The organism is Planctomyces sp. SH-PL14, assembly GCF_001610835.1.
Taxonomy (GTDB): domain Bacteria; phylum Planctomycetota; class Planctomycetia; order Planctomycetales; family Planctomycetaceae; genus Planctomyces_A.
Map to the genome: position 1 here is coordinate 7668969 of NZ_CP011270.1, position 24071 is coordinate 7693039.

Annotated in this window: 20 protein-coding genes; 7 read left to right on the forward strand and 13 right to left on the reverse strand. The window is 65.1% G+C overall.

From position 1 onward, the window contains the following. The first annotated feature begins 475 nt into the window (after window positions 1-475). Together VT03_RS29520 and VT03_RS29525 are read left to right on the forward strand one after the other, a co-directional pair. Window positions 476-1090, forward strand: coding sequence for a 5-formyltetrahydrofolate cyclo-ligase (locus VT03_RS29520; RefSeq protein ID WP_075096323.1), 615 nt, complete (start codon window positions 476-478; stop codon window positions 1088-1090). Continuing rightward, a complete protein-coding gene (locus tag VT03_RS29525) occupies window positions 1083-1859 on the forward strand; it encodes an alpha/beta hydrolase-fold protein (RefSeq protein ID WP_082846636.1) in 777 nt (258 codons plus the stop codon). Before VT03_RS29520 ends, VT03_RS29525 begins: the two co-directional genes overlap by 8 nt. Before the next feature lie 105 nt (window positions 1860-1964). Here the strand turns inward: VT03_RS29525 and VT03_RS29530 are convergent, their stop codons facing one another. Then, window positions 1965-2873, reverse strand: a complete 909-nt coding sequence (locus tag VT03_RS29530; RefSeq protein WP_075096325.1) for a DUF58 domain-containing protein — start codon at window positions 2871-2873, stop codon at window positions 1965-1967. 156 nt (window positions 2874-3029) lie between these two features. Here VT03_RS29530 and VT03_RS29535 point away from each other — a divergent pair, with 156 nt between their 5' ends. Beyond that, window positions 3030-3923 (forward strand): triphosphoribosyl-dephospho-CoA synthase, encoded by an 894-nt coding sequence (locus VT03_RS29535; protein WP_075096326.1) that lies wholly within the window; start codon window positions 3030-3032, stop codon window positions 3921-3923. Between the two features lie 315 nt (window positions 3924-4238). Here VT03_RS29535 and VT03_RS29540 read toward each other — a convergent pair whose 3' ends face one another. From VT03_RS29540 to VT03_RS29570, 6 genes are all read right to left on the reverse strand, one after another. Beyond that, window positions 4239-6872, reverse strand: coding sequence for a PVC-type heme-binding CxxCH protein (locus VT03_RS29540; protein WP_075096327.1), 2634 nt, complete (start codon window positions 6870-6872; stop codon window positions 4239-4241). Between the two features lie 1142 nt (window positions 6873-8014). Next, the gene (locus tag VT03_RS29550; protein WP_075096329.1) at window positions 8015-9571 is read right to left on the reverse strand and encodes a hypothetical protein; all 1557 of its coding nucleotides are present in this window, start codon (window positions 9569-9571) and stop codon (window positions 8015-8017) included. Window positions 9572-9715: 144 nt separating this feature from the next. Beyond that, window positions 9716-10027: an immunity 53 family protein gene (locus VT03_RS29555; RefSeq protein WP_075096330.1), complete on the reverse strand. Its 312-nt coding sequence runs from the start codon at window positions 10025-10027 to the stop codon at window positions 9716-9718. Between the two features lie 134 nt (window positions 10028-10161). Continuing rightward, window positions 10162-10488 carry a DUF6572 domain-containing protein gene (locus VT03_RS29560; RefSeq protein ID WP_075096331.1) on the reverse strand — a complete coding sequence of 109 codons (327 nt, stop codon included), beginning with the start codon at window positions 10486-10488 and terminating at the stop codon, window positions 10162-10164. 43 nt (window positions 10489-10531) lie between these two features. Then, complete coding sequence (locus tag VT03_RS29565; RefSeq protein WP_075096332.1) at window positions 10532-12601, reverse strand: FAD-dependent oxidoreductase; 2070 nt, start codon at window positions 12599-12601, stop codon at window positions 10532-10534. Window positions 12602-13138: 537 nt separating this feature from the next. Then, a complete protein-coding gene (locus VT03_RS29570) occupies window positions 13139-16474 on the reverse strand; it encodes a PVC-type heme-binding CxxCH protein (RefSeq protein WP_075096333.1) in 3336 nt (1111 codons plus the stop codon). A 589-nt stretch (window positions 16475-17063) separates the two neighbouring features. Here VT03_RS29570 and VT03_RS29575 point away from each other — a divergent pair. Genes VT03_RS29575 through VT03_RS29585 form a run of 3 tightly spaced genes read left to right on the forward strand, consistent with a single transcriptional unit; the run spans window position 17064 to window position 19307 of the window. Beyond that, window positions 17064-18266 carry an aspartate aminotransferase family protein gene (locus tag VT03_RS29575; RefSeq protein ID WP_075096334.1) on the forward strand — a complete coding sequence of 401 codons (1203 nt, stop codon included), beginning with the start codon at window positions 17064-17066 and terminating at the stop codon, window positions 18264-18266. Between the two features lie 35 nt (window positions 18267-18301). Then, window positions 18302-18868 carry a Uma2 family endonuclease gene (locus tag VT03_RS29580; RefSeq protein ID WP_075096335.1) on the forward strand — a complete coding sequence of 189 codons (567 nt, stop codon included), beginning with the start codon at window positions 18302-18304 and terminating at the stop codon, window positions 18866-18868. 16 nt (window positions 18869-18884) lie between these two features. Next, window positions 18885-19307 (forward strand): GNAT family N-acetyltransferase, encoded by a 423-nt coding sequence (locus VT03_RS29585; RefSeq protein ID WP_075096336.1) that lies wholly within the window; start codon window positions 18885-18887, stop codon window positions 19305-19307. 1 nt (window position 19308) lies between these two features. On the opposite strand, the gene VT03_RS29590 is transcribed toward VT03_RS29585, so the two are convergent. The 6 genes from VT03_RS29590 to VT03_RS29615 form a co-directional block, all read right to left on the reverse strand. Beyond that, on the reverse strand, window positions 19309-19758 hold the full coding sequence (locus tag VT03_RS29590) for a DUF1801 domain-containing protein (RefSeq protein WP_075096337.1): 450 nt from the start codon (window positions 19756-19758) through the stop codon (window positions 19309-19311). A gap of 40 nt (window positions 19759-19798) precedes the next feature. Next, window positions 19799-20353: a DUF1801 domain-containing protein gene (locus tag VT03_RS29595; RefSeq protein ID WP_075096338.1), complete on the reverse strand. Its 555-nt coding sequence runs from the start codon at window positions 20351-20353 to the stop codon at window positions 19799-19801. Between the two features lie 54 nt (window positions 20354-20407). Continuing rightward, window positions 20408-20632: a hypothetical protein gene (locus VT03_RS29600; RefSeq protein WP_075096339.1), complete on the reverse strand. Its 225-nt coding sequence runs from the start codon at window positions 20630-20632 to the stop codon at window positions 20408-20410. 45 nt (window positions 20633-20677) lie between these two features. Continuing rightward, window positions 20678-21121, reverse strand: coding sequence for an SRPBCC family protein (locus tag VT03_RS29605; RefSeq protein WP_075096340.1), 444 nt, complete (start codon window positions 21119-21121; stop codon window positions 20678-20680). Further along, window positions 21118-21450, reverse strand: a complete 333-nt coding sequence (locus VT03_RS29610; RefSeq protein ID WP_197489119.1) for an ArsR/SmtB family transcription factor — start codon at window positions 21448-21450, stop codon at window positions 21118-21120. Before VT03_RS29610 ends, VT03_RS29605 begins: the two co-directional genes overlap by 4 nt. 329 nt (window positions 21451-21779) lie before the next feature. Beyond that, on the reverse strand, window positions 21780-22646 hold the full coding sequence (locus tag VT03_RS29615; RefSeq protein ID WP_075096341.1) for a class I SAM-dependent methyltransferase: 867 nt from the start codon (window positions 22644-22646) through the stop codon (window positions 21780-21782). A 384-nt stretch (window positions 22647-23030) separates the two neighbouring features. On the opposite strand from VT03_RS29615, the gene gap reads away from it, so the two are divergent. After that, complete coding sequence (gene gap / locus VT03_RS29620) at window positions 23031-24056, forward strand: type I glyceraldehyde-3-phosphate dehydrogenase (RefSeq protein ID WP_075096342.1); 1026 nt, start codon at window positions 23031-23033, stop codon at window positions 24054-24056. Window positions 24057-24071: the final 15 nt, after the last annotated feature.

Consider the following 24071-nt stretch of genomic DNA (forward strand, 5'->3'; position numbering starts at 1 on the left):
CGGTCCCGAGACGGGAAACAGACGTGGTTCATGGCGACGGTACCGCAACCCCATGTGGTCGAAAAGAGGGAGTCGAGGGGCTCGGGACCTCGGATTCGGGCCGATTCGGGATCACTTTTCCGACACCAGCGGGGCCCGATTCTCGTTCGAAACCGATTCCGTTCGTCGGTGTAACTGTCTGTCTGGTATTTGTTTGCGTGTTCTGTGTTGCGTAGGTCCTGCGTGAGACGCAGGGGGCGCCCGGAACGCGAAAGTGAGTCGCAACGGAATGGCGGAATCGCTCTTGACGACCGCTGGACTTCGGCAGGGATTGCGGATGCCGCGCGGTGGTGGCCGCGAGAACCTGCGGAATCTGCCACCCTCCCGAAGCGCATTTCCCTGGCCGGGTTCTGGCTCGCGCCCGTCCGGTTCCTATACTGGACGCCGACCCTTCGACTCCCGCCGACGCGGATTCGAATGGACACCGGGAGACGACATGAACGAACCGACGGAAACGCTGGCCGACCTCAAGACCCGCATTCGCGAGCAGGCTCACGCCGCGCGGCAGGCCCTGGCGGACAAGGATCCCCTCAGCGTCGAGATCATGAACCGGGTCCTGGCGCTTCCGGAGTACCAGGCGGCGGCGACCGTCATGTTCTACGTCGACGTGCGGGCGGAGGTGCGGACCCGCCATTCGCTCCCGCAGGCCCTCGCCAGCGGCAAGAAGATCGTCATTCCCTACTGCGTGGACGGCGAACTGGAGCTGTTTCATCTGGAGTCGATGGACGAACTGGAAGTGGGGATGTACCGCATCCTGGAGCCAAAAAAGGAGTTGCGCTCGGTCGATGCCAAGCGGGTCGGCGTGGTCGATCTCGATCTGATCATCGTTCCCGGGGTGGCGTTCGACCGGAAGGGGGGACGGACCGGCCACGGCAAGGGGTATTACGACAAGCTCCTGGAGCATGCCCGCCCGCAGACGCCCCTCGTGGCCCTGGCCTTCGAGTGCCAGCTGTTCCCCGAGATCCCAATGCAGTCGCACGACATCTACATGGATCTCGTCGTGACCGAGAGCGGCGTTTACCGGGGTGTCGGACGGGGCGGGAATGGCTGAGTCGATCCCTCCGGCCGCGGCACCTGATGCGACCAGCCCACCCCGTTGGCGGGAGTTCGTGATCGGCGGCCGAACGGCCGACGTTCTGGTCCCTGAGGGCACCCCCGCGGGCGGGGCGATCTTTCTCCACGGCTATTCCGGCGACCGGCTCTCCGGCAGCCGGGCCTATGTCGAGGCCCTGCTCCGCCAGTCGCTCCTCGTCGTCTGCCCGCGCGGCGGCCGGTCGTGGTGGCTGGACCGGGAGACGCCGGAGTTCACCGGCATGTCCCCGATGGCGCATGTCGTGGACGAGGTGCTTCCCTGGGTTGAGGCGGAGGCGGCAGTCGCACGCCCCGCGGTCGGCCTGTTCGGGATCGGGATGGGGGGCCAGGGGGCGCTCAACATCGCGTACCGTCATGGACGGGATTTCGCGGTCGTGGCCGCGGTCTCGCCGGCGATCGATTTTCAGCTGCTCCACGGCCGGGGAACGATCCTCGACGAGCTCTTCGAGTCCCCCGAAGCGGCCCGGCAGGAGACGGCGATCCTCCATCTGCACCCCCTCAACTGGCCCGAGCATCAGCTGATTCTCTGCGATCCGCGTGATCCGCAGTGGCACGTCGGGGCGGAGCGGCTGTGCAGCAAGCTCTCGTCGTCCGGCATCCCCTTTCGCGCGGACCTCACGACTCCGGCGGGCGCCACGGGCTGGGGCTGGGACTACTTCGATGCCCAGGCCGCGGCGGTGGCCGAGTTCCTGGCCGCGTCCGCCCGGGACGTGAGAGCCCGGCTCTGAGTTCGTTGCCGGAGCCGGGTTGGATGGGGCGCCCAGGGGCGACATGTGTCGCTCGAACCGATTCCGCTGATGGCCGGCAGCGAAGCGCTGACAGCCGACAGCGGTCTATCGGCCCAGCCGCCGCGTCCGCGCGTCGAGATAGACGCCGAGCGTTTTCCCGTACGATTCCGTCGTCACGATCTTCTGGTAATCCATCCCCGCCACGCCGGCGATGCGGGCGATCTCCTGGTTGTGGGCCCGGTACTGCTCGAGATAGATCGCGCGGAGGCGGTGCGGATCGACGAGGATCCGGTGCGTCTCCTGCTCGAGGCTGTGAAACTGCGTCGGCTTCGCGAAGGGAAAATCTTCCTCTTCCGGAGCGACGATCTGCAGGAGCAGGACTTCGTGGCGGGCGTGGCGGAACTGCTTGATCGCCTCCAGAAGCTTGGCCGTGTCGTCGAAGAAATCGCTGAGGACGATCAGGAGGCTCCGCCGCTTGATCAGCGGGAGCATCGAGGCGAAGACTTCCGCGAGGCTCGTCTCGTCCCCTGGCTTCCAGGACTGGAGGCTCTGCGTGATCCGGCGGAACGTGAAGGGGTGCGTCGCGGGATCGATGCGTTCCCGGACCTTCGTATCGAATGTCATCAGTCCCACCGCGTCCCGCTGCGAGAGCAGGAGGTAGCCGAGGGCCGCCGCGACGTGCCGCGCGTAGTCGAACTTGGAGAGCGTTTTCCCCGCGTAGGCCATGCTGCCGGAACCATCGACCAGCAGGTAGGCCCGCATGTTCGTCTCTTCTTCGAACTCCTTGATGTAGTACTTCCCGGTCTTGCCGTAAGCCCGCCAGTCGATGTGGCGGATCTCGTCCCCCGGGTAGTACTGGCGGTGCTCGACGAACTCGACGCTCGATCCTTTGAAGGGGCTCTTGTGCTGGCCGAGCATGTAGCCTTCGACGATCAGCCGCGCCACGAAGTCGAGCTGGCCGTACTTCGCGAGAGCGGTCGGATCATTCACCGGCGGACTCGACGGAGTCGACATGACGGCGCGGTTCCCGGGAGAGGTTTCCACAGACGGATCGAGACTAACACAGTCCCTCGGCCGTTCCCATCGTCGTCCGGGCATCCCCGTCGGGGCCGGGGCGGACGATGGGAAAGACGCTATCATCGCGGATCCGTTCGGCCCGGCGATTGTTGCATGACTTCCCACACCGTTTCGTCCTCCTCTCCGTCCCTCGAAGAGCTGCTGCGGCAGGCGTGCCTCATGGAGGTCTCCGCGCGAAAGGCGGGGAACGTTCATCCCGAGGCCTCCTTCGCCGACACGACGTTCCAGGACTTTGTCGCCTCGGCGGAACTCGTCGCGCCGATCCTGGCCCAGGCCGCCGCGATCGGCGTCGGGCAGGCGATTCTCGATGCGGTCCGGGCGACCCGCGACGCGCTCGGGAAGAACACGAATCTGGGAATGATCCTGCTCCTCGCGCCGCTCGCGGCGGTGCCGCCGACCGCGAAGCTGACCGACGGGATCGGCGACGTCCTGCGGGGGCTGACCGTCCGCGACGCGGAGCTCGTCTACGAGGCGATCCGGCTCGCCCGCCCCGGCGGACTCGGCAAAGTGGATCGGGGCGATGTGCACGACGCCCCGCAGATGACGCTTCTCGAAGCGATGACGCTCGCGAAGGATCGGGACCTGATCGCCGCCGAATACGCCACTGACTTCGCCTTCACGACGCGGCAGTCGGCGGGGATCCTCGTTCGCACCAGTCACCTCGACTGGGAACTTCAGGTAATCCACCTCCACCTGTGGATGCTGTCGCGGCAGCCCGACACGCTCATCACCCGCAAGTGCGGCGAGGAGGTCGCCGAAGAGGCTCAGGGGTGGGCACAGCACATCTTTGCCGAAGGATGGCCGGAGACCGACGGCAGCATCCGCCTGTTCCAGAAATTCGATCGCTGGCTCCGTGCCGAAGGCAACCAGCGGAACCCGGGGACGACCGCCGACCTCGTGGCCGGGACGCTCTTCGTCGTCCTGCGGGACCGCCTTACCCGCTTTGAGGACTGGCCCCCGGCGGCGGATCGCGGCGCTTCCGTCTGATTGTCTCCCTCTATCGGCGGGCGGCCGTTTTGCGGAACCGGCGTTGCGGACTCACCGCTCGCTCTGCAGTCCCCGCGGGTTGGTGTGGGGGCATACGGCACGGTGTCCGCGCCTGGACACGTGCTCCTTCAGACAGTTCTCGACGGCCAGGCCTCCGGCGGGCAAAGGGGCGTTGCCCCTCTGCACTCCCCACCAGGGTGCCCCTGGACCCGGTATGGGTTTGGTGCAGTAACAAAACACCGGCCGGTCCCGTCCGAGGAACACTCGAACAGAACCGGCCGGCTGGATGCACATTGCTGACAGTCGCCGCCCGCCTTACTGGGCGCTCGCCTGCGGGTTGGCCTTGATCCGGCCTTCCAGCGTGGCAGTCGTTTCCTTGAGGACGTAATCGATGTACTCGTCCGTCGGGTGGATCAGCACCTGCACGGCGATGTCGAGCGCGTCCTGGCTCCCAAAGAAGCTCAGCGTCCGCACCCCTTCCAGCCGCACCCGCGGATGCTCATCGTTGACCGCCGCTTCCAGCTTCTTCAGCGGCTCCTTCACCCGGTCCCGCCACTGGCAGAGAACCCGGACACCCGCCGCACGGGCCCGGCCGTCCTTCGACGTCAGAGCCCGGTCGAGCAGCGTCTCATCGACGACGTCGTGGTGCTGCTTCACCCACAGCAGTTCGACAAGGAGGTGCTGAGTCGCTTCATCGTCCCCCTGCAGCGACGCTGCCACCTTATCGACGGCCGCCATCACGTCCTTCGTCGGACGGCCCCGCAGCTCGCGGCGAACGCGGTAGCGGGTCCGGTCTTCATAGGTCTTCAGGCCATCGAGCAGCTTTTCAATCGGCTCACCAGCGATCCGCACCGGCTCGACGAGCGGCTTCTTCTTGTAGGTGATCCGCCAGACGCGGCCGTGGGTGTGGTCCCGCTTCGGGTCGCGGACCGAGTGCTGCATGTGCCCGATCAGCGGGTTGTACCAGTCGAGAATGTAGAGCGATCCGTCCGGAGCGAAGTCGAGATCGACCGGCCGGAAGTTCGGGTCGGCGCTCCGCATCAGCGGCTCGACCGGATCAGCGGCGAATCCGCTTGCTTCGTCCTTCATCCGGTACTGGAGCGTCCCCTGGAAGCTGATGCAGTTGTTGAGCAGGTAGTCCCCCTGCATCTCATCCGGGAAGTGCCGGCTGGAGACGAACTGGCAGCCGCAGGTGGGCCGCCACTGCTTCACGAGGAACTGCTTGAGACCCGGGTGCTTGCGGGGATAGTCGACGTCGCCCGAGAAGGCGGCGGCGACGTAGTTCGCTCCGCCCGAGGCATCGGCACAGAAGTCCTGGCCCCACTTGTCGAAGCAGTAGCCCCACGGGTTGGCGAAGCCGTACGAGACATGGATGTCGACCTTGTCGGTCCGCGGCTCGTAGCGGAAGACGCCGGCGTTCTTGACCCGCTCGGGGCCGTAGGGGGTTTCGATCTGCGTGTGGTGGAAGGTTCCTTCCTCAAAGTACATGTCTCCCCCGGGGCCCCACTCGAAGGCGCTGATCGAGTGGTGGGAGTCGGCGGAGTCGAAGCCGTGCAGGACGAGTTCCTTGGAGTCCGCCTTGTCGTCGCCGTCCTTGTCCGGCAGGAACATCAGGCTCGGCTGGGCCGAGACGTACGCGCCCCCATCGCCGAGCTCGATTCCGATCGGCAGGTGCAGGCCGTCGGCGAAGACCGTCTGCTTGTCCGCCTTACCGTCGCCGTTGGTGTCTTCCAGGATCAGGATCTTGTCGTTCGGCGGCGTGCCGGGGAGGTACATCGGGTAGGAGGGGCAGCAGGTGACCCACAGCCGCCCCTTGTTGTCGAAGACGAAGGCGACCGGGTCCTGCAGATCCGGAAAATCCTTCTCGGAAGCGAAGCAGGTGATCTCGAAGTCCGGGGCGAGGGTGAAGGACTTCTGGGCTTCATCCGGCGAAGTGAGGGCGACTTCGTTCTTGAAGTTCGTCTCGATCGTCGTGAACTCGCCGGTGTTGCCGTCGTCGATCTTGGCCGGGAGGTCTTTGCCCTGGGCGGCCTGCCAGATCCGCTCGTCGCGGTTGGCGATCATCTTCCGGAGCTTCTTGAACTCGGCTGGGAAGTTGACGACGCCGAACGGGTTCTTGCGGCCACCGTAGATGTAGAACCCGTTGACGGCGCGGTAGTCGTAGAAGAACTGGAGGTTCTTCTCGGCGACTTCCGCCTTGATCTTCTTGAGGTCCCCCTTGGGGGCCGGGGCCTTGCCGAAGAGGGCTTCGTCGAGGACCGGGGCGAGCTGCCGGTAGCCTTCGGCGCTGAGGTGGCAGCCGTTGATCGTGAGGTACTTGCCATCGGCGTTGGCCTTGGCATAGAGGGCCTGGGATGGCTCGAAGAGGTCGACGCACTGGATGTCGTGCGCGGCGGCGATCGTCTTCATCGCGGCGACGTAGGTCGCGATCTGTTCGTTGTTCATTTTGCCGGCAAGGATCTTGCGGCCGGCGTGGTCCTCGTTGGCGATCGGCGTGAGGAGGACGAGGCGGGGCGGGTTCTGGCCGTCGTACTTGGTGGTCGTCGACTGCTTGATGAAGTCGGCGAGGTCTTTTTCGAACTTGGCGAGGCCGTTCTTGCCGCCGAAGGACTCGTTGAAGCCGAAGGCGGCGAGGAGGACCTGGGGCTTGTGGTCTTCGAGGTTGTGGCCGTGGTCCTTGAAGTCCTGGGAGCGGGGGCGGAGGGTGAGTTCGTCGGCGGACCAGCCGAGGTTGCGGAAGACGAGTTTGTGCTCGGGGAAGCGGGCGTGGAGGAGGACTTCGAAGTCCGGGAAGTAGAGCATCCGTTCGGCGAGGGTGTTGCCGATGAGGACGACGGTTTCGCCCGGCTTGATTTCGAGAGTTTTGGGGGCTTCCGCGCGGGCGATGCCGGCGGAGGCGGAGCCGAGGGCGAGCGCGGCGCACGCCAGCCGAGTCCACAATCGCGTCATATCGAGTGCTTTCTGTGCGACAGAGAAGAATCAGGATGGGAGAGCTCGCATTGTGGCTCGCTGATGCGAGGGAGACAATCGTGTGGGGAGGGGAGTGGCGAGGCTTAAGGCGGAAGGCTGAAGGTAGACCGGAGGGCCGGTCTCGCGACTTATGCTTGGAGAGCGTGCCCGGCGGACGGGTGTCCTTTGCGCAAACCGATGTCATTCGCCCACCGGGTCCAGGGCGGATGCCCTGGTGGGGGATGCAAGGGGGGCAGCCCCCCTTGCCCGCCGGAGGCCTGGCCGTCGAGAGTTGTCTGAAGGAGTGAGTGTCCAGGCGCGGTTCGGTGCGAGATGCCCCCCTCACCTCTTCGCGTCGACCGTGTCCGATTGGCCCCCAGAACGACTTCACCAGCGAGGCAGGAACGTGTGGACACGTCGGCGTCGAACGACTGCGGCCTGGGCCGGGGTGGGGTTAGCGGTCTTGTTCTCGCTGATGGTGACGTTCTACCGGACCCCGTTTGATCCACTCGACGCCGGCCGATGGCCTGTCAGCGGACAGTACGTGGGGCAGACGAAGCCATCCCTTTACGAACGGTTCGGCCCTCCCTCGCACGAACGCGAGGGATACTACGGAAACCCCGGGGTGGACTACGCCGGACAGCACAGCCCTTCCATCACGGCGACCTACATTCGTTCGACGGGCGTTCTCCACCTTGGATTTGAATCCGTTGGCGGCGCGTGGGTTTGCTATTCGTCGGACTGGATGCCCAATGGATGGGGCTTCTGAGATCAGAACGTGGCCCTCATCAAGCGGGGCCCCTCGGCCGCTTCTCAATCGGCATCGGCGTTTCTCGGCTGTTGGCTGGTGCGTCCCCAGCTTCCCGATGCGATGTACACGAAGATCGCTGCTGCGGGATTCTTGCCTCCGAAGACTTGTGAACGAGCGGCAGATCGACTGCCGTGGCCCGATCGACTCTGAGAACAGAAGGGGGCCGTTCTGAGCAGCTGTGTGTTCGCGGTGCGTCGTTCACGGGACGAATGCGCAACACTGCACGTCGTCCGGCCGTCCCTCTGAGAGCGTCTTCACTCTATTGATGATTGCAAGTTCTGTCTCACCCCGGCGAGCTGCCATCTGCCGCGGCACTACGAGCATCACCCGCTTACTGCTTCCGCTCAAACCAGACGTTCGTCAGGCGGCCAGGGAAGCGGCCGCGGGGGCCTTCGCCGACTTTGAGTTCCAGGCCTTCTGTCGTCAGGGAGAGTTCCGGCACGTCCGCTTCGGCGACGAGTTCGTCGTCGACGGTCAGGCGGAGCTTTTGACCCTGCCGCTCCGCCAGGATTTCGTGCCAGCCGGGGCCGAGTTCGCGGTCGTGCGTGAGAAGGGCGCCGGCGGACATTGACCAGACTTTGCCTGAGGGGAGTGCTGTGGTGAAGAGGCGGCCCTGGTAGGTCGCCATCGTCCAGACGCGGCGGAATTTGACGTCCGGGGTTTCGTCGAGCTGTTTGAGACGCGTCCAGGTTGTGTCGCTGTCATGGCGGTAGACTTCGGCTTTCGGCAGCGTTCCGGCGTAGAACGCGCCATTGTGGACGAGCATCCCCATGACCTCCTGCTCTTCCCCGAGGCGGCCGGTGTCGAGCCAGCGGTCGGCGGGACCGAGGCGATAGACCTTCCCGCTGGGCCAGGTGCTGACGTGCAGCGCGTTCTGCCAGGTGGCGAAGGAGTAGTTCTGCGTGACGTCCTGATCGACGAGGCCGAGGTCCGTCCACTCGGTGCCGTTGAAACGGTAGACCGCGCCGCTGTCGTAGCTGGTGGCGTAGAGGTGGCCGCCGTGGACTCCCAGGGCGTTCACGCGGCGGCCGCCGGGGGTGGGGAGGGATGTCCAGGTTTTGCCGCCGTCGTACCGGAAGAAGCCGGCCGGGCGGTAGAGAGACGAGGCGTAGAGTTTGCCGTCGTAGGTGACGAGGGCGGCGACCGCTTCCGTTTGCGGAAGTTCGCCGACCAGCTCCCATTCGCCGGGGCGGACGAAGCGGTAGACCTTGCCCCCCGGAGTCGCGTTGGTCGATTCCGTGAGCGCGGAGCCAGCGAGGCGGTACTTTCCGGTTCCGGCGTAGAGCTGACCTTCGAAGGCGGCGAGCGCGGTGACGGTGTTGGAACTATCGAGCTGGCCGAGCGGCTCCCATTTCCCGGGACCGGCGTAGCGGTAGACCTGACCGGGGGCGTCGCCGGTTTCGCAGGTGCCGACGTACAGGTTCCCGTCGTGGACGGCGATCGAGAACCCGAGGATGGCCGCCCCGGGGCGGCCTTCATCGCGCCAGGTCGGCTCGGTTCCGGCGTCGATGCCGAACTGCAGCTGTCGCCAGTTGGCCTGGCTGGTGGTGCTGCCGGTGTTGTTCCGCAGGCCGAGCGTGAAGCCGTGCCGCGTTTTGGGGTTCCAGAGGCTGACGAGGTCCCCCTGGTCGTGAGAGGCCGTGTGGTCCGCTTCGATGGAGATGTGGACCTTGAAGTCGGATGTGTCCAACGCCGGCATCTGCGATGACGTGACCGGTCCGTCTTTGAGCGGCTCGAGGATGGTCTCCGGGTTGATTTCAGAACGGTCCAGTATTCCGGGAACCGGGTCAGCAGCCGGCACAGGCATCGCGGCCGCTCCGACGGCCAGTATGACCAGCAGTTGCGGAACCAGACGGACAACGAGGAATCGACTCTGTCGCAACATCATGCCGGCTGCCCCTCAAGGCCGTGATGGAGAACTCGCGCGAGCCTGGCGACCTCCGGGCGTCGATTCTGGAGCACGGTGATCGGATTGCACAGCGACCTCGCCGTCGATTCCTCCGGACGGCGGCGCGGGCCTCGCTTTCGCGACTCAAGCGGGCTGCGCGGTCCAGGTCAGAAACGCGTCGAGGATGGCTGTGAGCTTCGATTCATCGCCTGCCCCGCGCCAGACACCCGATTCGACCGAGCAATCCAGCCACTGCGAGCCGATCGGATGACCGTCTGCACCGATGTGGTTGGCAATGGGGACAAAGCGTCTTGAGGCGAGCGCTGTTCCCGTCAGGTCGATGCGGACGATCCAGCCGGGATTGTCGCACGTCTCGATGCGGATCCCGTAGTGATGTTCCCAATCGCCGTCGCACTGTGCGCGATACCACTCACTCAAGGCGGCTAGCTGGTCCATGACATCTCCCACGTCGTGGCGACGGTTCCTCTCGATCAGACGCTATGGCTGGCGAAGGTTGCTGCGCCATACGGCCTGGAGACAGTTTGACGAGCATTCGGAGGGAGAAGCGGCTCTCCAAGTACAACGTGTACTCAGTTGTCCAGCTGGCGAAAGCGAAGATCATATCCCGCCTGGGAAACAATCTTCCCCGCTTCCCTCATGAACGCTTGCGCGATCTCGGGCTGCTCATATTGTCCGACAACCTGAATCGTAACCGTTCGCTCAGTCGCCGTCGGATAGAGCTCATCGAGTTCTCCTCCTTCGATGAAGCGGAGATAGGCGTTGATCTTGTCCTGAAGCAACTGCAAATGGCCCGCCTCGTCGTCCCAGTCCAAATGGTCTGAGATGCACAAGATCGCGGCGCCGGTTGCCGGATCGCTTCCGATGACGTCGATAACGTCTGGTTGATCAATGGACATGGGCGACTCGTTCCTGGGTGGCCAGCCAGGCCCCCCATCTCCATTACTTCGCCGGCAGCGCCTGGATAGCGTCCGCGATGACGTGGCCGTCCGCATTGATGTTGGCGATCTCGACCGCCGACTTACCATTGAGCTCGAACGTCCCGAGCGAGGTCCACACGTTGTCGATCTTCGGAGCCTTCTTCTGGTTGACCGTCACCAGATCGGTGCCGCCGGCGTGGTAGATAGTGACCGGGACGTTGGAGGCGCGGTTGCCGTTGGCCGTGTAGCTCATGCGGAGCTCGTACTGGCCGGGCTTCGTGATCGGCAGCTCGTAACGGACTTTCTTTTCCCCCACCGCCTCATGCGCGTCGTGGGCGTATCCCTCGCCGACATAGCCGTGGATCGTGGTGCCGATCGGCCAGTCGCCGGTCTTCTTCGCGTCCGCGTCGTCGACGACGATTCCGGGGAGCTTCTTCGGATCGAGCGGCGGTTGGGACGGGCCGCGGCCGGCGGGGATCGTCAGGACCTGGCCCTGGGCGTCGAGATGCTTGCGGAGCCGGGCGTACTCCAGGTCCTGAACCGCGATGCCGTCGTCGATGCAGAGACTGGCGGCGGTGGCGGCCGATTCGCCGAGGATCATGAACACCGGCTCCATCCGGATCGAGCCATAAGCGATGTGCGAGCAGGAGAGGCAGACCGGGACGAAGAGGTTGGTGCACTCCTTCTTCTTCGGCACGATCGCCTTGTAGGAGATCAGGTACGGGCCGCCGGGGCTGACCTGGACGTCCCCTTCGTTGCGGACGTGGCCGGTCTCGTCGACGAACCGCTGGCAGTTGTGGGAGTCCATATTGTAGGAGCCCATCCCGACCGGATCGGGACAGATCCTCTGGCGGCGGCAGTCCTGCTCGGTCTGGACGTAGTCGCCGATCATCCGGCGGCCTTCGCGGATGTAGCACCAGAAGGGAAAGTGGCCGTTGTCGGTGAACTCGTCTTTGGCCCAGCCCCAGCGGGAGACTTCCTTTTTGATGTTCTCCGGGACGCGGTCGTGCGTGGCCAGGACCCAGAACAGGCCGCGGACGTACATCTCGTGCAGCTTGAGGATCTCTTCCCGCTGCTCGTCGTCGCCGTCCGGGTAGTCGTAGTTCATGCTGATGAAGTCGGTCGAGACGGCGTGGTTGTTGTTCACGTCCGTCTTCCGGTTGGGCATCATCCCGATGGAGAGCGGCAGCCGCGGATCGCCCGCCTCGAAGTTCCGGAACAGCAGTTCGAAGTACTGCGGGTCGTAGCCCTCGGGCTTGGCGAACGGAACCTGATTCTCCTTGTTGTCCGTGATGCAGACGCGGTAGTTGTAGGCCTGCATCCGATTGTCCTCGGATCCGGCCGGAGCGAGCGTGGGGAAGATGCCGGGGAGCAGTCCGCTGGTCTTGTCGCCCGGCTTGACGAACGGGTCGACCGGCTTGATGAACTGGTGCGATCGCGAGACCTGGACGCCGTTGATCGTTTCGCCGTACTTCTCATTCGACTCGCGGCCGATCGAGTACCAGACCTCGGCGGCCTGCATCAGGTCCCCCTCGTAGGTCGTGTCGATGAACTGCTTGCCGGCGAACGTTTTGCCGGACTTCGTGGTGAGGGAGACGATCCGGGCGCCCTCTTTTTTTACGCCGTTTTCGCGCTCGAGCCATTCGCCGAGGACGATGTCGACTTTGACTTCGCCGAGCATGGCTTTGAGGGTCGCTTCGGCGACTTTGGGTTCGAAGGTCCACATGGCGTCATCGGCGGCGCGGAATGGCTTGTAGTTGTCCCGCTTCTCCTGGACCCAGGCGGCGTCGTTCTCGTAGTGCTTTTTGATTCGCTGGTAGAAGTTCCGCGACAGGCCGCCGATGACGGACTTGTCTCCGGAGTCGGTGGAGCCGAGGCCGCTGACGGTCAGGCCGCCGAGGTGCTGCTTGGGCTCGATGAGGACGACCGATTTTCCCATCCTGGCGGCCTGGATGGCGGCGGCGACGCCGCCGGAGGTGCCGCCGTAGATGACGACGTCGTAGGACTTGGTTTCGGCCGCGGCCGCGGGGAGAGAGCAGGTCGCGAAGAGCAGCCATCCCGTGGCGACAATCAGTCCGATCGAGCGGAGCATCTCAAACCCCCGTGTGTGCGACGTTGTGCGACCGGCCCGCAGGCCATCGGGACGTCGTGGGGACACAATAGTGAGCGGACCTCGGATCGGCCAATCCGCACGCAACGACTTCGCGCCGGCCGACGAGGGAGTCTGAACCACAGAGAGTGCGGAGACTCACAGAGGGAGAGGGAGAATGGGGGCCACAGATGAACACAGATACACACAGATCAAGGCAGGGGAATGCCGACCTCACAGCCTGGTCTGTCCTGCCTCCGGATTAGTGAAAATTAGCGGAGATCAGTGTTCCTCCCTTTCTTTTCTTGAAAGCGATTGGGAACACTCATTGTCGCTAATGATCGCTAATCCGGAGACGTCTCTTTCTCGGTGATCTTTCCGCGTCTCTCTGTGGTTCAAAAAGGACCGCGCAATCCTCTGTCATCAGCTTGGCCGCCCGAAGCGCGAGCGAGGAGCGAATTCCCTCGCTCGCGCTTCGGGCTAGTGTGAGCATCCAAACAGCCCCTGACACCGAATACCTGGCCTCTGACACCTCCCACGCTACTTCAGCGTCGACAGGTACTCGACGAGGTCGCGGAGGTCGGTGAGCGACATCTTCTTGACGATGTCGCTCGGCATGCCGCTGATTCCTTTGGCGGTCTCGTCGATCTCGTCCTTGGCGATCGTCACGACGCTGCCGTCGGCGAGCATGAGCTTGAGTTCCTTGTCGGTCGACTCCTTGACGATGCCGGAGTAGCTCTGGCCGCTGGTGGTGAGGACGATCAGGGACTCGAAGCCTTTGGCGATCGCCTTGTTGGGGACAACGATCGACTCCAGGAGATACTCCCGCGGCTTGTCCTGGGCGATCTTCGTCAGCTCCGGACCGACCGCGCCCCCTTCGCCTCCGGCGGTGTGGCAGCGGCGGCAGGAGAGGTCGCCGCGGCCGAAGAACAGCTCGCGGCCGCGCTCGGCGTTTCCTCCGAGCAGAGCGACGCGGTAGCGGGCGACTTCATCGTCGGCCGGGAGGGTCTTCTCCCAGGCTTCGACCATGGACTTCAGGTCCGGCCGGGCTCGTCCCGCTTCGAGGAGGTCGAGCTGGATGGCCGGCTCGACTTCGCCTTTGGCGAGGCGATCGAGCCAGGACTTCAGGACGTCGTCCGCCTCTTTCGACTTGCGGGCCGCGAGGTCGGCGATGGCCGCCTGCTTCTCCGTGGCGTCGCCGGAGTCGAGGGCTTTGCTGAGGAGGGGGACCGCTTCTTCGGGGCGGACGCGGACGATGGCGCGACGGGCCTGGATTCGGACGAGCTTTTCGGGATCGGTGAGGAAGGTCGAGGCGAGGTCGCCCGCTTTGGGGGACTTCAGGTCCGAGATCGCCTGGAGGGCGGCGGCGCGGGCTTCGGCGGAGTGGGAGGTGTCGGCGAGGATCCCGGCGAGGACCGGTCCCACTTCCTTGATGCCGTACTGCGCCGCGAGGCTGGCGGAGGCCTTGCGGATGGCGTCGCCGCCGGTGAACAGGCCGCCGAGGACCGGCTTGAGAGCGGCCGCGACGTCGTCGCCGTTGTGCTTGGGACGCGGGCGATGCTCTCCGGTCACACGGTCGAGGAGGACTTCATTGGGCCAGAGCTTAAGTTCTTCGATTGCCTCCTGCCGCAGGTTGGCGGGGAGGTCGGGATCGGCGGCGAGGCGGGCGACGCGCCCGGCGGCTTCGGCGGTGCCGAGTTGGAAGTTGGCGGCCAGGGTCCGCCGGACGAGGCCGTCCTGCAGGTCTTTCGGGAGGCTTGAGGTCGATCGGCTGGCGAGGGCGGCGAGGGCCGGCCAGGCATCGCGGATTCCTTCGTCGTAGATGGCCCGCGCGGCTTCCACGAGGATCTGCGGATCGACGTCGTTCAGGAAGCGGGACAACTCGGGGGACTTCTGACGGCGGAGGGCGACCACGCCGCCGAGCCGTACGGCGGCCACGGGATGCCGGGCGAGTTCCGCCAACGCCGCGGCCTTGGTCGACCGGGCGAGAGCGAGCGTTGCGGCGTGGCGAATGACTGGGTCGCGGTTGGCGTTCTCACGGAGGACTTCGCACAGCGGGTCGAGGAACGAGCCGCCGTCTAGCAGGCCGCGCTCGACAAGCTGTCCCACCGCCAGAGCGGCCAGGCTCCGGACGCGGAGCGAGTCGTCGCGGAGGAGCGCGGTGAGATCGCTCGTGGCATCGGCGGCGGGCTGGCGGGCCGAGTCGCCGAGGACGCGGGCCGCCTGGGCCCGGATTTCCGGATCGGCGTCCTTGAGGAGCACTGTGAGCTGCTTCTGGGCCGGGGCCGAGCCGCCACGAGCGCGCTGGCCGAGACCCCAGATGGCGTGACGCCGAACGACGTCACTGGCGGGAGCGGCGGTGAGGTGGACCAGTTCTTGTTCAAAGCCGTTCTCGGCCATCGCGATCTGGGCTTCGAGGCGGACGCGGCGGTCGGCGTGGCTCAGGAGGCGGCCGAGCTCGTCGGCATTCCGCTGAGTGAAACCTTCCCGCATGAGTGTGGCGGCGTTGGCGATCGCCGGGTTCTTGGCTGCTTCAGGAGCTTCGAAGCGGTAGATCCGCCCTTTGCCGAGGCCCGACCAGCCGTTGACCCAGTCGGAGAGATAGAAGCCGCCGTCGTAACCGAACTCGACGTCGGTGGCGAGAATGTGCCACAGGAACTCGTGGGCGTCCGTCATCTCGAACGTCGCACCGTTCGGCTTGAGACCAAAGGAGCGGACGCCGCTGTTCCCCGGCTGGCCGCGGAAGTCGACGAGGAAGAAGTGACCCTGGTAGCGGTCGGGCAGTCCGACGCCGGGATAGTAGGCCAGACCAGAGGGACCGTCCGAAAAATTGGCGATCGGCGGGACGGTGTAGGCGACGTGGTCTTCTTTGTACGGGTGCCAGATCCGTTCCCGGTTCCACGGGCCGCGGTCGGCGAGGTACTGGTAGTACATCCGCCAGCCGATATCGCCCCCTTCGACGATGTAGGTCCAGCGGGCTTTGTCACCGCCGTCAGAGTTGTTGTCGCAGGTGAAGAGGTTGCCGTGGTCGTCGAACGCCAGCTCCTGCGGGTTGCGGAGGCCGTGGGCGAAGACTTCCAGATGCGACCCGTCCGGCTCGCAGCGGAAGACGGCGCCGGTGTCGGGGCGGACGAGCTTTTTTCCTTCGAAATCGATGTTGTAGCCGCGGTCGCCGATGCTGAAGTAGATCCGGCCGTCCGGTCCGAGCGTCAGGCCGTGGAGGTCGTGACCGCGGAAGGCGACGCGGACGCCGTAGCCGTGATGGAGGGCGGTCTTTTCTTCCGCGACACCGTCGTTGTTGGTGTCCTTCAGCATCCAGAGCTTGGGGATGCAGGTGAAGTAGACGATTCCCCGGCGGGCCAAAAGCCCCGCACCGGTGCCGTCGAGGATGTCGTTGAAGCCGTCGGCGTAGACGGTCGACTGGTCGGCCTTGCCGTCGCCGTCGGTGTCGACGAGGCGGCGGATGCGGTCGTGTTCCTTGCCGTAGCCGGCGACTTTGTCACCCAGGTGCTTCCGGAACATGGCGGCCCGGTCTTCGACCGTCTGGAGGGACAGGTCGTCGTTGAGCCAGTTCATGTGGCTGCGGTTGTCTTCGACCCCTTTCTCCTGGCGGAAGGTTTCGGCGACGAAGAGGCGGCCCTGTTCGTCGATGGCGATCGCCACGGGGTTGGCGAGCAGAGGTTCGGCGGCCCAGACGGAGCCGGTCATTTCCTTGGGGATCTGGAAGCCCTTCAACGAGAGTTCCGCTTCGTTGGAGGCGGGGGCGATGGGCGGGTTGTAGGCCGGTTCGGCGGCGAAGGTCGCGGCGAGTCCGAGGGACAGGAGGCCGCAGACCACGATGGAGAGCGGGGAGATCAGTGTGAAGGAACGGCGCATCGACTGGTGAATTCGGGAAGGCGGGCGGACGCATCGGGAAACTTTCATTTTGCCGGGGGAGCGGACTGCCGTCGAGGCAGACGGATGATTCATCGTGCAGGTGAACCGGGGTCCAGGGGGTCACCCCTGGTGGGGAGTGCAGAGGGGCGACGCCCCTTTGCCCGCCGGAGGCCGTCTCGTCGAGAGATGTCTGAAGGAGTGAGTGTCCAAGCGCGGACAACGTGCCGCATGCCCCCACACCAAACCCGCGGGGATTGCAAAGCCAGCTGTGTCGATTGAGGGAGTCCTCATAGCTGTTACCACAAAGGGAGCATCCGTTGCTGACCACGGTTCCTCATCGAAGCGCCTCCGGCGGCAAGGGGTTGCCCCCTTGACCCCGGCTGCCGTCGCACATTGGGTTTGAGCAAACAACGTCGTGCCGGCGAGGACGGCGTTCGGGCCACTCCGATTGAAGTGCGCACCATTCATGTCAGAATGTCGCCCCAGGCCCCGCCCCCGAAGCGAACGGATCGCTCCGAACCGGCCGCCGCACTCGTTTGTCCGGTGCTCGAATCCCATTCGAGTCGCCCACCCCCAGGAAGCCCCCGCCGTGGCCCACACCGACACCTCCAGCGAAGAAACGATCGCCCTCTTCCAGAAGTACGTCATCCCCAACTACCGGCGGTACCCGATCGCACTCGTCAAAGGGGAAGGCTCCACCGTCTGGGACGCCGAAGGAAACCGCTACCTCGACTTCTTCCCCGGCTGGGGCTGCAACATCCTCGGCTACTCCCCCGAACGCGTCGTCCGGGCCATCCAGGAACAGGCCGCCACACTCATCCACGTCCCCAACACCTGGTACATCGAAGCCCAGGGACGCTTCGCCGAAGCCCTCTGCACCCGCTCCTTCGGCAAGGCCTTCTTCTGCAACAGCGGCGCGGAAGCCAACGAAGGGGCGATCAAACTCGCCCGCATGCACACCCCCGCCGGCAAGTACAAGATCATCACCTTCGAAAACGGCTTCCACGGACGAACCTTCGCTGCCGTGACCGCGACCGCCCAGCCCAAGTACCACGAGGGAATCAGCCCCCTCCTCCCGGGCTTCCTCTACGCCCCCCACAACGACCTCAAGGCGGTCAAGGAACTCGTCGACGACGAGACCTGCGCCATCCTGATCGAGCCGGTCCAGGGCGAAGGGGGCGTCAACATCCCCTCCGTCGAATTCCTCCAGGGGCTGCGGGACCTGTGCGACGAGCGCGGCCTGCTCCTGATCTTCGACGAAGTCCAGACCTGCATGGGACGGACCGGGAACTGGTTCGGCTACCAGACCTTCGGCGTCCAGCCGGACATCATGACGCTCGCCAAGGGGGTCGCCGGTGGCGTCGCCTGCGGTGCGATCATCTGCAAGGACGAGATCGCCCCCAGCCTCCGGCCGGGCATGCACGCCAGCACCTTCGGCGGGAACCCGATCGCCATGGCGGCGGGGATCGCGACCGTCGAGACGATCGAGGAAGACGGACTGCTCGACAATGTCCAGGTCATGTCGGAGCGGTTCCGGGCACACTTCGAGGCGCTGAAGGCCGAACTGCCGATCATCGACGAAGTCCGGGTGTGCGGGATGATGGTCGGCGTCGAGCTGACGACGAACGCCATGCCGGTGGTCGGCAAGTGCATGGAGAAGGGGCTGCTCGTCAACGCCACGCACGACACGGTCGTGCGACTGCTGCCGGCTCTGAATGTGACCGCGGAGGACGTCGACGAGGGATGTGAGATCCTGAGCGGCGTCCTGCGGCAGATGGCCGCGGAGGCGTAAGTCGTTTCGAGCCCGCCACGAGGGAATTGTCTGCCATGGACTGTGAACTCGATGTGGGCCGGTCGGCGCTGCTGACCGATCTCGCGATGTGCATCAATTACTACCGGCTGTTCTCGCCCGGTCTGTATTGCTGCGTCCACGCGACCGTTCAGCTCGACGACGAGATCCGGTTCCGCCCCGGCGTCACCGTGATGGTGAACCACGGGGCGCTCAAGCAGTGCAATCCCGAACCGGACTACGACTGTTTCCGGGGGCCGCCGAACTTTGTGCTTGATGTGTTCCCCGGGAACGACCTGCTGGACTACGAGCACCGACGGGCGTGCTTTGAGCGGAGCGGCGTGATCGAGTACGTGGCGGTGCGGGACACCGATCCGGTGGAGTGGATCTGGAACCGGCGGACGGATGGGCGGTTCTCGGTGGTAGAGACCGCCGGAAGCGAACTGATCATGAGTACGGCCCTGCCGGGGCTGTGGATTCCCGCCGACGCGCTGAGGCATCGCGACTGGTGGGCGATCATGGCGGCGATTGCGCGGGGCGTGAGCCGGGTCGGGCATCACGACTTGATGGAGACAATCTGGAAGCCCGGGAAGAACCGATCCTGACCGCGGGCCGCCGCCGATGAACTTTCGCTTCGCGACGCACGCCGATGCCCCTGAGCTGGCCGCTTTGAATCACGCTCTGATTCGAGACGAGGGACACCGCAATCCGATGACCGTCGGGCAACTGGCCCAGCGAATGACGGAGTTCCTCGCGAACGGATATCGGGCGACTGTCTTCGAGATCGACGAGTCGACCGCCGGCTATGCCCTGTACCGGTTTGACCCCGAATGGGTTTATCTGCGGCAGTTTTACGTGCGGCCCGAGTGCCGTCGGCGGGGAATCGGCCGAGCGGCCCTCCAATGGCTTCGCGCCAATGCCTGGACCGATTCCCGGAGAGTTCGCGTCGAGGTGCTTGTGGGAAACACGGCCGGGATCGCCTTCTGGCGCGCGGCTGGCTTTGCCGACTACTGCCTGACGCTGGAACTGGAGCGAGGCGGTTGACTCACTCGCTCTTTGGCTTCCTGGGAGAGCGGGCTGGTCGAGCGGTTGTCTGGGCCGACGTGTTGAGAGCGATGGCGGCGCGGATCAGGGCTTTCAGCCCCTTTTCGTTGATCTTGTCCCCCTCGCGGAAATCGATGGCGCGGCGGGTGTTTCCTTCCAGGCTGGAGTTGAAGAGGCCGGCCGGATCCGGGAGCGAGGCCCCCTTGGGGAAGGTCAGCTTCACCGCGGCTTTGTAGGACTCGCCGGTGCAGAGGATTCCGGCGTGCGACCAGACCGGGACGCTCCACTTCCACTCCTCGACGACTTCGGGATCGGCGTCCCGGATGAGGGCGCGGATCCGCGTGAGCGTCTCGCCCCGCCAGTCGCTGAGCTCCTGAATTCTCGCGTCGATCAGCTGAGAGGGCGAAGCGTCGATCTTGGCGTCTTTCGAGCTGCTGGCTGCTTTCTTCATCGTGTTCTCGCTTGGCCGTGACTGGTGCCTCGCCGATCTGTCACATTCGTTCGCCGGGCATCTGGCTGGCCTGCTTCACCCAATTGACGAATTGAGCTTCGTCGAGCGAGTCGTCTTCGCGGATGTCGAGGTAGCGGACTTCCTTCTGCTTGGACTCACCCGGCGGGAGGGGGCGGAGGGAGGCGCCTCGGAAGAAGGCGACTTTGACGTACTTGTTGAAGACATGGAGGCCGAGGAACCAGCCATCGCCCTCGATACCGTAGAGGGGCGAATTCCATTTGACCGCCTTCTGGACGTGGGGGACGGTCCGGGTGATCAGGGCGTCAAGGCGGCGGCCGAGGTCGCTTTTCCAGCCGGGCATCGCTGCGATGTAGGCCTGGACCGGGGCGTCGCCGTAGCCCTTGGCGATCTGCGGGTTGCCTCCTGAGAGGAGGACCGGCCCGGCTCCGTCCGCGGAAGCGGACTTCGCGGCGGCCTTCCGCGGTTTGGTCGCCTTCGCGGTGGCTCGCTTGGCCGCAGTGGTCTTCGCCGCGGTTTTCTTCGCGGGCGTCTTCTTCGTTGCTTTGACCGCTTTCTTGGGCGTCTTGCCGGCCATCGTGGTCACTCTCGATGTGCGGGAGCGGGGGCGTCGATGATGCGCTTTATACCGTCACTCCGCCGGAACGGCTGCGGCGTCCTTCGAGAACAGCCGCCGGAGGAGGTGTCCCTTCCACATCCAGAGGCCGGAGAGGGCCAGGATCGGGAGGAAGACGTACCGCGTGGGGCCGGCGTACTTGGGGATCTCTTCGAACGGACTGTAGACGTAGCCGAAGATCGGGATGCTGAAGACGATGTGGATCCAGCGGACGATGGCGCGTTGCGTGCTTGGCTTCATGGTGTTGTGGTGGGCGGTGGAGTGGGCTCCGTCCTGATGGGGCTTCTACGGCGCGTCGGTCGTCCGTTTCGCGACGACGGTGGCGAGCTGGCCGAGCATTCGGGCCCAGCCGTATTCGGCTCCCTTGAAGGCCTGGTCGCCGCCGACCTGGGAGAGATCGAAGCCGGCGTGCTCGAACAGGAGCCGCGTGCCAGGGCCGTCGGGTTCGAGGCGGTAAGAGACCTGGGTGTTGGCGACGGGGCCGGCGACTGACCAGGAGAAGACGAGGCGGCTGGGGGGCTCGCACTCCAGGACCTCGCAGCGGACGGTGAGGCCGTCGAAGCGGACCTTGGGGTTTGGCGGGACCTGGAACGTGAACTGGTGGCCGACGCGGGGTTCGAAGTCGTTGGGGTACATCCACTCGGCGAGCGTGGCGCGGTCGGTGATGGCCTGCCAGACCTGTTCCGGTGGTTGTGGGAAGAGGAGTTCTCTTCGAATGATGTTGTTCATTCCGGCTTTCTTTTCGCGAGCAGTTCCTGGAGACGGCGGAAACGCTCGTCCCAGAACTGTTCGTAGTGGGCCATCCAGTCCCGCACCGGGGCGAGGCCGCCGGGGACGAGGCGGTAGTGTCGTTCGCGGCCGTGCCGCTGCTCCGAGACCAGGCCGGCGTTCAGCAGGATGCGGAGGTGCTGGGAGACGGCGGGGCGGCTCATCTGGAACTCGCCCGCGATGGTGTTGACCGAGCGCTCGGCCTCGACGAGCAGGTCCAGCATCCGGCGACGTGCGGGGTGGCTGATGGCCCCGAAGACATCCGGTTCTCGTTCTGAGGTCATCACCATGCGGGACACAATAGGTAAGGGAAGTCTTACCAGTCAAGCGAAGTGCGAGTTGGGGAATTCGTCAAACCGTTCCTGCCGGCACGGCTACGCCATCTCAAACCCAACGTGCCTCGGCAGCCTGGGGTCAAGGGGGCCACGCCCCCTTGCCGCCGGAGGCACTTCCATGAGGAACCGTGGGACACAACGGGCGTCCGCTTTGTGGGAAATCTCCCGACGAGAGGGCCTCCGGCGGGCAAAGGGCCACACAGGCCCCTCCGCACTCCCCACCAAGGGCGAGCCCCTGGACTCCGGCTGGGGTGTGCACATCGAGACGGAAGGTGCGCTCCGCTTCACTCTGCGGTGGTCGCGACGAGCAGTTCCTCAGAGTTGCTGGGAGGACGAAGGCCGTCAGTCCGACCGGCGAAGTAGCGATCGCCGAGTTCAACGGCCGAGACATGCTGAACATGGCGGAAGCCGCATTCGCGGGCGAGGTCGAGCATCTCCGCGGGCGTAAAGAAGCTCAGGAAGGGAGTCCCGCTCGCCTTCGCCCCTTCGACCGCTCGCTCCAGGCCGGGCCGGATCGCCGGATCCGCGAACTCGATCGGCAGAAGGAACGACATCACGAATGTCGAACCCGGCGCCAGATGCGTCATCCGGCGGAGCGTGGCGGCGATCGCTCCACGGGTCAGGTACATGCTGACCCCCAGCGAGGCGACGACCGCCGGCCGGCTCGCATCGAAGCCGTTCTCGACAAGCCGCTGCCACCAGTCATCGCCCGCCTCGAAGTCGACCGGAACGAGCCGCAGGAACGGAGGCACGCCGAGCCCCAGTTCGGTCAGACGCTGGCGTTTCCACTGCTGGGGGCCGGGCTGGTCGACCTCGAAGACGAGCATCCGGGAGCCGATCTCCGGGCGTCGCTGAGCGAAGGTGTCGAGCCCCGCCCCGAGAAGAACGTACTGGCCGACGCCGCGGTCCGCCTGCTCCGCCACGAGGTCTTCGACAAAGCGGGCGCGGGCCACGATCGCCGCCCGAAACGGCTTCGTGAACGGGCTCATGTCCGGTCGGTTCCGCCAGCCGTCCTCCGGCGCGGCGAGCTTGAGGCCGAGGTCGTCTTCGAAGACGTGCGGCGGCGGATCGACTTCGACGTGCAGGGCCCGCCACAGGGCGACCCGTATGGCGGTGTTGTCCGGTTCGATGAGAGACGGGCTCTGGCTCATGGCTGTTGAACTCCCCGAAGCGGAGTCTGCCCCGACCTCCGCCGACTCGTGGTGCCCCCCCTGCCCCAGAGTTTCCACCCCCTCCGTCGCCCGTTCAATCGTGGTGACGTTCCGGGGATCCGGAATCGATTCCCGATCGTGTCGCGCTCGACCAGAACCTTCGGGATCGACCGCAGCAGCGGCTGTCAATGGATGCAAGGTCCCGGGGCCGGACAGGTTAGTTTTCGCGGTCGTGTCGACGCGGTAAACCTTGATGCGTGCGGTGGTTTCCGTCGTTTCGGAAAAGGTCTTGCGACCATACCATTCCTTGTGACCCGCGGTGTGCGCTTGTAAACTCTCGCCGCGCAATTAAGCGAAGAACCGCATTTTCGGAGGAAATCAGAAGTGGCAGTTGCCGTCGGTATCAATGGATTCGGTCGAATTGGACGTATCTCGCTGCGGGCCATGCTTAAGCGTGGCGGTGAATTCGATGTGCTGGCCATCAACGACCTCAGCGATCCGAAGGCGCTGGCTGTTCTCTTCAAGTACGACAGCATCCAGGGTCGCTACGAAGGCGAAGTGAAGGCTGAAGGGGACTCGCTCATCATCGACGGCAAGAAGATCAAGGTCGTCGCCGAGCGCGATCCGGCCAAGCTGCCGTGGAAGTCGATGGGCGTGAAGGTCGCCCTCGAGTCGACCGGCTTCTTCACGAAGCGGGCCAACGGCGACAAGCCGGGCTACGACAGCCACCTCGCCGCCGGTGCCGAGAAGGTCGTCCTGTCGGCTCCGTCCGACAAGGACTCCCCGACGGACTACACCTGCGTCATGGGTGTGAACGACGCCGGCCTGACCGCCGCTCACAAGACCGTCTCGAACGCGAGCTGCACCACCAACTGCCTGGCCCCTCTGGCCAAGGTCCTGGATGAGCAGTTCGGCATCGAGAAGGGGCTGATGACCACGGTTCACGCCTACACGAACGACCAGCGCGTCTCGGACCAGATCCACAGCGATCTCCGCCGGGCCCGTGCGGCCGCTCTCAACATCATCCCGACCTCGACCGGTGCCGCGAAGGCGGTCGGCGAAGTGCTGCCGAAGCTGAACGGCAAGCTGACCGGGATTTCGCTCCGCGTTCCGGTTGGAACCGGCTCGGTGACCGACCTCGTCGCCGTCATGGGCAAGACCGTGACCGTCGAGTCCGTCAACGCCGCGATCAAGGAAGCGGCCGAAGGTCCTCTCAAGGGGATCCTGGTTTACAACACCGACCCGATCGTCTCGAGCGACGTCATCGGTCACCCGGCTTCGAGCATCTTCGATGCGAGCTGGACGCAGGTCATCGGCGGGAACCTCCTGAAGGTTCTCAGCTGGTACGACAACGAGTTCGGCTACTCCAACCGGACGGCCGACCTGATCGCCAAGATTGCGAAGCTCTAAGAGTCGAATCACGAG

Bases quoted from the DNA above. Each gene is read 5' to 3' on its own strand.
- VT03_RS29520 (WP_075096323.1), top strand. From the start codon at position 476: ATGAACGAACCGACGGAAACGCTGGCCGACCTCAAGACCCGCATTCGC.
- VT03_RS29525 (WP_082846636.1), top strand. From the start codon at position 1,083: ATGGCTGAGTCGATCCCTCCGGCCGCGGCACCTGATGCGACCAGCCCA.
- VT03_RS29530 (WP_075096325.1), bottom strand. From the start codon at position 2,873: ATGTCGACTCCGTCGAGTCCGCCGGTGAATGATCCGACCGCTCTCGCG.
- VT03_RS29535 (WP_075096326.1), top strand. From the start codon at position 3,030: ATGACTTCCCACACCGTTTCGTCCTCCTCTCCGTCCCTCGAAGAGCTG.
- VT03_RS29540 (WP_075096327.1), bottom strand. From the start codon at position 6,872: ATGACGCGATTGTGGACTCGGCTGGCGTGCGCCGCGCTCGCCCTCGGC.
- VT03_RS29550 (WP_075096329.1), bottom strand. From the start codon at position 9,571: ATGATGTTGCGACAGAGTCGATTCCTCGTTGTCCGTCTGGTTCCGCAA.
- VT03_RS29555 (WP_075096330.1), bottom strand. From the start codon at position 10,027: ATGGACCAGCTAGCCGCCTTGAGTGAGTGGTATCGCGCACAGTGCGAC.
- VT03_RS29560 (WP_075096331.1), bottom strand. From the start codon at position 10,488: ATGTCCATTGATCAACCAGACGTTATCGACGTCATCGGAAGCGATCCG.
- VT03_RS29565 (WP_075096332.1), bottom strand. From the start codon at position 12,601: ATGCTCCGCTCGATCGGACTGATTGTCGCCACGGGATGGCTGCTCTTC.
- VT03_RS29570 (WP_075096333.1), bottom strand. From the start codon at position 16,474: ATGCGCCGTTCCTTCACACTGATCTCCCCGCTCTCCATCGTGGTCTGC.
- VT03_RS29580 (WP_075096335.1), top strand. From the start codon at position 18,302: ATGGACTGTGAACTCGATGTGGGCCGGTCGGCGCTGCTGACCGATCTC.
- VT03_RS29585 (WP_075096336.1), top strand. From the start codon at position 18,885: ATGAACTTTCGCTTCGCGACGCACGCCGATGCCCCTGAGCTGGCCGCT.
- VT03_RS29590 (WP_075096337.1), bottom strand. From the start codon at position 19,758: ATGAAGAAAGCAGCCAGCAGCTCGAAAGACGCCAAGATCGACGCTTCG.
- VT03_RS29595 (WP_075096338.1), bottom strand. From the start codon at position 20,353: ATGGCCGGCAAGACGCCCAAGAAAGCGGTCAAAGCAACGAAGAAGACG.
- VT03_RS29600 (WP_075096339.1), bottom strand. From the start codon at position 20,632: ATGAAGCCAAGCACGCAACGCGCCATCGTCCGCTGGATCCACATCGTC.
- VT03_RS29605 (WP_075096340.1), bottom strand. From the start codon at position 21,121: ATGAACAACATCATTCGAAGAGAACTCCTCTTCCCACAACCACCGGAA.
- VT03_RS29610 (WP_197489119.1), bottom strand. From the start codon at position 21,450: ATGGTGATGACCTCAGAACGAGAACCGGATGTCTTCGGGGCCATCAGC.
- VT03_RS29615 (WP_075096341.1), bottom strand. From the start codon at position 22,646: ATGAGCCAGAGCCCGTCTCTCATCGAACCGGACAACACCGCCATACGG.